The sequence below is a fragment of the Acidisoma sp. genome, assembly GCF_035492295.1.
Classification (GTDB): Bacteria; Pseudomonadota; Alphaproteobacteria; order Acetobacterales; family Acetobacteraceae; genus Acidisoma.
The window spans coordinates 1-5,273 of sequence record NZ_DATJJK010000039.1; the positions used below are offsets into that span (position 1 = coordinate 1).

The window sequence follows — 5,273 nt, forward strand, 5'->3', positions numbered from 1 at the left end:
TAGAGCCGGGCGTCCGGGTAGCGCAGGCGCAGATCGAGCGCCATGGCGCGGGCGTCGGCGAGCATCTGCGCGGTCCCGGGCCAGACGCCGCGATCCGCCGTCGCGCCGAATCCGCGCTCATCCGGGGCGATCACCGCGATCCCTTGGGCGGCCAACAGCGGCCCTGGCTTCTCCCAGGCGTCGCGACTGTCATCGATGCCATGCAAAGCGAGCACGACGGTGCCGGGTTCTCCGGGGGGTAGCCATTCGCGATAGGGCAGGCGCACGCCATCGCTCATGGTGAAGGCACCGTCGGTCACGACCGGCGGGATCGGCGGTAGCGGCTTGTCCGGATGGGGCACGGCGCACCCCGCGAGCGACAGCGCGAGGCCCATCGCGACGATGGGGGCACGGAGGCGGGCAAACAGCGGGGCAGGGGGGATGGTTCGGCGCACGCCGCATCGCTATCATCCACCGGTCCTGCCGCCAAAGAGGAAAGTATGAGCCAGACTCTCACGAAGCCGATCGAGATCATGCAGGTGAACGAACACGTGGTGAGCTGCGAGGGCACCGGCGGCCAGCTCGGCCATCCCAAGGTCTATTTGCGCATTCCCGGCATGCTGGGCGGCCCAGAGCAGACCATGTGCCCCTATTGCTCTCGTCTATTCGTGCTGAGCGGCGAGCCCGCGGCCGAGGGGCATTGAGCCTGGCCTGCGGATCAGAGAGACCATGACCGACGCACCGCCAGCCGAGGCTGCCTCGCCGCTGCACCTGATCCTGATCGACGGATCGGGCTTCATCTTCCGCGCCTATCACGCCATCCCGCCGATGAACCGGCCGGACGGCACCCAGGTAAATGCCGTCTACGGCTTCACCAATATGCTGGCGCGCTTGCTCAAGGATCATGTCGGCACCCATTTCGCCGTGATCTTCGACGCCGGGCGGATGACCTTCCGTAACCGGCTTTACAACGACTACAAGGCGCACCGGCCGCCGCCGCCCGATGACCTCATTCCGCAATTCGCCCTTGTCCGCGAAGCGACCGAGGCTTTCGACGTGCCGGCGATCGAGCTCGATGACTGGGAAGCGGACGATCTCATCGCTTCCTATGCGGCTGAGGTCGGCCGTCTCGGCGGGCGCTGCACCATCGTCTCATCGGACAAGGATCTGATGCAGCTCATTCGCCCGGGCGTCGAGATGCTCGATCCGATGAAGCAGAAGCCGATCGGTGAGGCGGAGGTGCTGGAGAAGTTCGGCGTCACGCCGGACCGCGTGATCGAGGTTCAGGCGCTGATTGGCGATTCGGTGGACAATGTGCCGGGCGTGCCTGGCATCGGGCCGAAAACAGCCGCCGCCCTGATGGCCGAATACGGGTCCCTGGAAGCGATTCTCGCGGCCGCCCAGGACGGCATGAAACCCTCCAAGCGGCGCGATGCTTTGATCGAGCATGCCGAGGCCGCACGGCTTTCCCGCAAGCTCGTCGAACTCTGTGATCATGTGCCCTTGCCCAAGCCAGTGGAAGCGCTGCTCGCCAGGGAATGGACCCAGGAGAGGCTGCAGCCCTTCCTGGCGCAGCAGGGGTTCCGCTCCATCGCGACCCGTCTCGGCATGGAGACGGGCCGCGCGCCGGTGCCGCCGAAGTCCATGGAGAGTGTGGATCGCAGCGCCCCCTTCGGCGCGCCCGCCCCGCATCCCGAGCCTGACGCGGCCCGTGCCACTGGCGACAAGGCGGGCTTCGGCCCTTATCAGACGATCGACAGCCTCGAGATCCTGAAGGCATTTCTCGCCGAGGCGACGCGGGAAGGGCTGCTTGCCATCGGGGTGGAGACCGACGGCGTTGATGCCGTGCGGGCCGCCCTGGTCGGCCTTGCGCTGGCCGTACGCCCTGGCCGCGCGGCCTATGTGCCGCTGCGGCATGATCTCCTGGCGGGCGCGTCTCTGGAGGCAGGGCAGATCGACCCGGGAGAGGCGGTCGCCGCTCTGGTTCCCGTCCTCGCCGATCCGGGTGTGCTGAAAATCTTCCATAATGCGAAATTCGATCTGGCGGTGCTGGAACGGGCAGGGGTGCCAGCCGGCACCAGCCCGCTCGACGACACGATGTTGATTTCCTACGCCCAGGATGCCGGGCGGCACGGCCATTCAGTGGCCGAATTGTCGGAGCTTCATCTTGGGCATGCGGCGATGGGGCTGGAGGCCGCGACCGGCACCGGGCGCGCCCGCGTTACCTTCGCCACCGTTCCGCTCGACCGCGCAACCGCCTATGCGGCGGAGGATGCGGACATCACGCTCCGCCTCTGGCATGCCCTCAGGCCCGGCCTGAGGGAGACAAAGTCACTCGCCCTTTACGAACTCATGGAGCGGCCGCTGGTTCCCGTGCTGCTCGCCATGGAACAGGCGGGGGTTTCGGTCGATGCCGCCGAACTGCGCCGGCTTTCAGTCGATTTCTCCGAGCGCATGGCGGCCCAGGAAGTGGAAATCCACAAGCTTGCTGGTCGCCCGTTCAATCTCGGCAGCCCGAAGCAGCTCGGCGAGGTTCTGTTCGACGAGATGAATCTTTCCGGCGGCAAGCGGAACAAGACCGGCGCATGGGGCACGGATGCCTCCGTGCTGCAGGATCTGGCAGATCAGGGCCACGAACTTCCCGAACGCCTTCTGCAATGGCGGCAGCTCGCGAAACTCAAATCCACCTATACCGATGCCCTGATCGAGGAGATCGACCCGATCACCAAGCGGGTCCATACCCGCTTCGCCATGGCCGCAACGACGACGGGCCGGCTCTCCTCCACCGAACCCAATCTGCAGAACATCCCGATCCGCACGGAGGAGGGGGGGCGCATCCGTCGTGCCTTCGTGGCGGAGGCGGGGAACCTCCTGATCAGCGCCGACTATTCGCAGATCGAGCTGCGGCTGCTCGCGCATGTCGCGGATCTGCCGGTGCTGCGCGAAAGCTTCCGCAACGGGGAGGACATCCACGCCCGCACGGCGTCGGAAGTGTTCGGCGTGCCGATGGCGGGGATGGACAGCCTGACCAGACGCCGCGCCAAGGCGATCAATTTCGGCATCATCTACGGTATCAGCGCCTTCGGCCTTGCCCGTCAGCTGCAGATCGAAGCCGGGCAGGCCAAGCGGTATATCGAGGCCTATTTCGAACGCTATCCTGGCATCAGGGATTATATGGAGCAGACCAAGGAGGAGGCGCGGCGGAACGGCTTCGTCCTCACCCCCTTCGGCCGACGTTGCTGGATCCCCGGCATCGCGGACAAGAACGGCGCCCGCCGCGCCTATGCCGAGCGGCAGGCGATCAACGCCCCGCTCCAGGGGGGCGGCGCCGACATCATCAAGCGGGCGATGGTGCGGCTACCCGCGGCGCTGAGGGCGGCGGGCCTCTCCGCTCGCATGCTGCTGCAGGTGCATGACGAACTGATGTTCGAGGCGCCTGCGGCAGAGGCTGCCGCCACGGCCGAGATTGTGCGCAGGGTGATGCAGGAAGCGGCGGAGCTTCGGGTGCCGCTGGTGGTGGAAACCGGGATCGGCCCGAGCTGGGCCAAGGCTCACTGACCTTTCCTGGGCTTTTTTCGGCGTGAGATTGCTCTGAGATCGTTTCAGGTCGGTTCGGCCTGGGTTGCATTCGCCCGATGCAGTGCCGCTATCAACGCCAACACAAATTCGTGCTCTCTCCTGTCGAGTGGATGAGATTGGCGCAGTCGGAGACCCATTGCCCCAAAAGTTAAACTTGGTTTAATCTGCCCCACGAAAAAAGCGCGAGAATTAGACCTATTTGGGTCTAGGACCAAAAAAATTGGGGCTTGCGCAATTGTGAATACACAACCGGAATGTGCGGTCTTAATTAGTTCGCAAGGGTTAAACGGTTTCGGCTTTGGTCCAATTTAGGTGGCGCGATGGGCTTGGCGAGCTGCATGTGGTGTGAGTCGGAAATTCGGTCAAACTGCAAAGTTTGCCCGGAATGCAGTCTTGAGAATCCGGTTGCTCCTGCCGTAGCTCCGTTGCGCAAGTCTAGCCGTAGGAAGGCTGCGACCCGCGGCAGTCACCGTCTCTTGCTCGCTCTGGTTGCCGCCCCCCTCATGCTCTCGGTCGCCTACGCCGCGCACTTCAAGCTAATGGCGGACCCGATAGTTAGCGACACACCGGCGGCTGTCACCGTGATGTCGGCGCCACCACCCGCCGCGGTCACTGATCCGGTGCAGCGTGGGGTTTGGCTAAACGGCATGCGGGCCGTGCGTCTGGCGCTGGCCAATCCCGCCTTTGCCGATTTCCAGCAAAGCTACGTGCACAAAAGCGCCGGTCAGGTCATGAGCCTCTGCGGGACCATCCCCGGTGGCCAGTTGGGCGGCATGCGCTTCGTCTCGGTGGCCGGCGATAGCACCCAGACCGTCATCGAAGGGCGCGATCCTTCTTTCGATACGCTCTGGGCCCGTCTCTGCCACCGTAGCAATTCGGTCTGACGATCTGCCGATCAGGCGTGCCGCCCGAAGCGTCACCACGATTTCCGATTGATCGATCATTTTGATCTGCCCGTGCCAAGGCAACGCTGCGGCTGACGCGGTTTGCCTTGGCGGCGGCGCATGCTACCGGTTGGCGGTCGGGCCGGGCGCGTGTGCGCCTGGGCGGGTCAGGGATCGCCTCATGAGCAATGCACCGAAGATCGATCAGGACCGGCTGTGGCAGGATTTAATGGCCATGGCCTGCCTCGGTGCGACGACGCAAGGCGGTTGCGACCGTCTGACGCTGACGGACGCGGATGCGGCTTCCCGCAATCTCTTCCGCCTCTGGTGCGAGGATGCCGGCCTCGCCGTTCGGGTAGACGGCATGGGCAATATGTTCGCGCGTCGCGAGGGTACGGAGCCGGATCTGCCGCCCGTGCTCATGGGCAGCCATCTCGACACGCAATCGCCCGGTGGCAAGTTCGATGGCCCCTTGGGCGTGCTGGCGGCGCTGGAGTCCGCCCGCGCCATCGACCGTGCGGGGATCGTTACCCGGCGCGCAATCGAGGTCGTCAACTGGACCAACGAGGAAGGCGCGCGCTTTGCTCCCGGCCTCATGGGCTCCGGCGTCTTCGGCGGTGCGGTGCCGCTGGACGCCGCCTATGCGGCGCAGGATCGCGAGGGCCGGACCTTCGGCGCAGAACTCGCGCGCATCCGCTATCGCGGCGAGGAGCCGGTCGGCGGCCGGCCGCTGGACAGTTACATCGAACTGCATGTCGAGCAGGGACCGGAACTGGAGGCGAAGGGCACGGCGATCGCTGCCGTGACCCATAGCAATTACCTCGTCTACAT

5 protein-coding genes are annotated in these 5,273 nt (G+C 65.3%); 4 read left to right on the forward strand and 1 reads right to left on the reverse strand.

Features of this window, described 5'->3' with window-relative positions; all coding sequences use genetic code 11:
- Positions 1-434 (reverse strand): alpha/beta hydrolase (locus VL752_RS02730; RefSeq protein ID WP_325352203.1); only part of this gene is annotated, 434 nt, incomplete at its 3' end.
- Positions 435-479: 45 nt separating this feature from the next.
- On the opposite strand from VL752_RS02730, the gene VL752_RS02735 reads away from it, so the two are divergent.
- From VL752_RS02735 to VL752_RS02750, 4 genes are all read left to right on the forward strand, one after another.
- Positions 480-683 carry a zinc-finger domain-containing protein gene (locus VL752_RS02735; RefSeq protein WP_325352204.1) on the forward strand — a complete coding sequence of 68 codons (204 nt, stop codon included), beginning with the start codon at positions 480-482 and terminating at the stop codon, positions 681-683.
- A 25-nt stretch (positions 684-708) separates the two neighbouring features.
- Positions 709-3,537, forward strand: a complete 2,829-nt coding sequence (gene polA, locus VL752_RS02740; protein WP_325352205.1) for a DNA polymerase I — start codon at positions 709-711, stop codon at positions 3,535-3,537.
- 524 nt (positions 3,538-4,061) lie between these two features.
- Entirely contained in the window at positions 4,062-4,442 is a 381-nt protein-coding gene (locus VL752_RS02745; protein WP_325352206.1) for a hypothetical protein, read from the forward strand.
- A gap of 181 nt (positions 4,443-4,623) precedes the next feature.
- Positions 4,624-5,273: M20/M25/M40 family metallo-hydrolase (locus VL752_RS02750; RefSeq protein ID WP_325352207.1), on the forward strand; the 650-nt coding region annotated here is incomplete at its 3' end.

Excerpts from the sequence above, each read along its gene's own strand:
- VL752_RS02735 (WP_325352204.1), top strand. The coding sequence starts at position 480 with ATGAGCCAGACTCTCACGAAGCCGATCGAGATCATGCAGGTGAACGAA.
- polA (WP_325352205.1), top strand. The coding sequence starts at position 709 with ATGACCGACGCACCGCCAGCCGAGGCTGCCTCGCCGCTGCACCTGATC.
- VL752_RS02745 (WP_325352206.1), top strand. The coding sequence starts at position 4,062 with ATGCTCTCGGTCGCCTACGCCGCGCACTTCAAGCTAATGGCGGACCCG.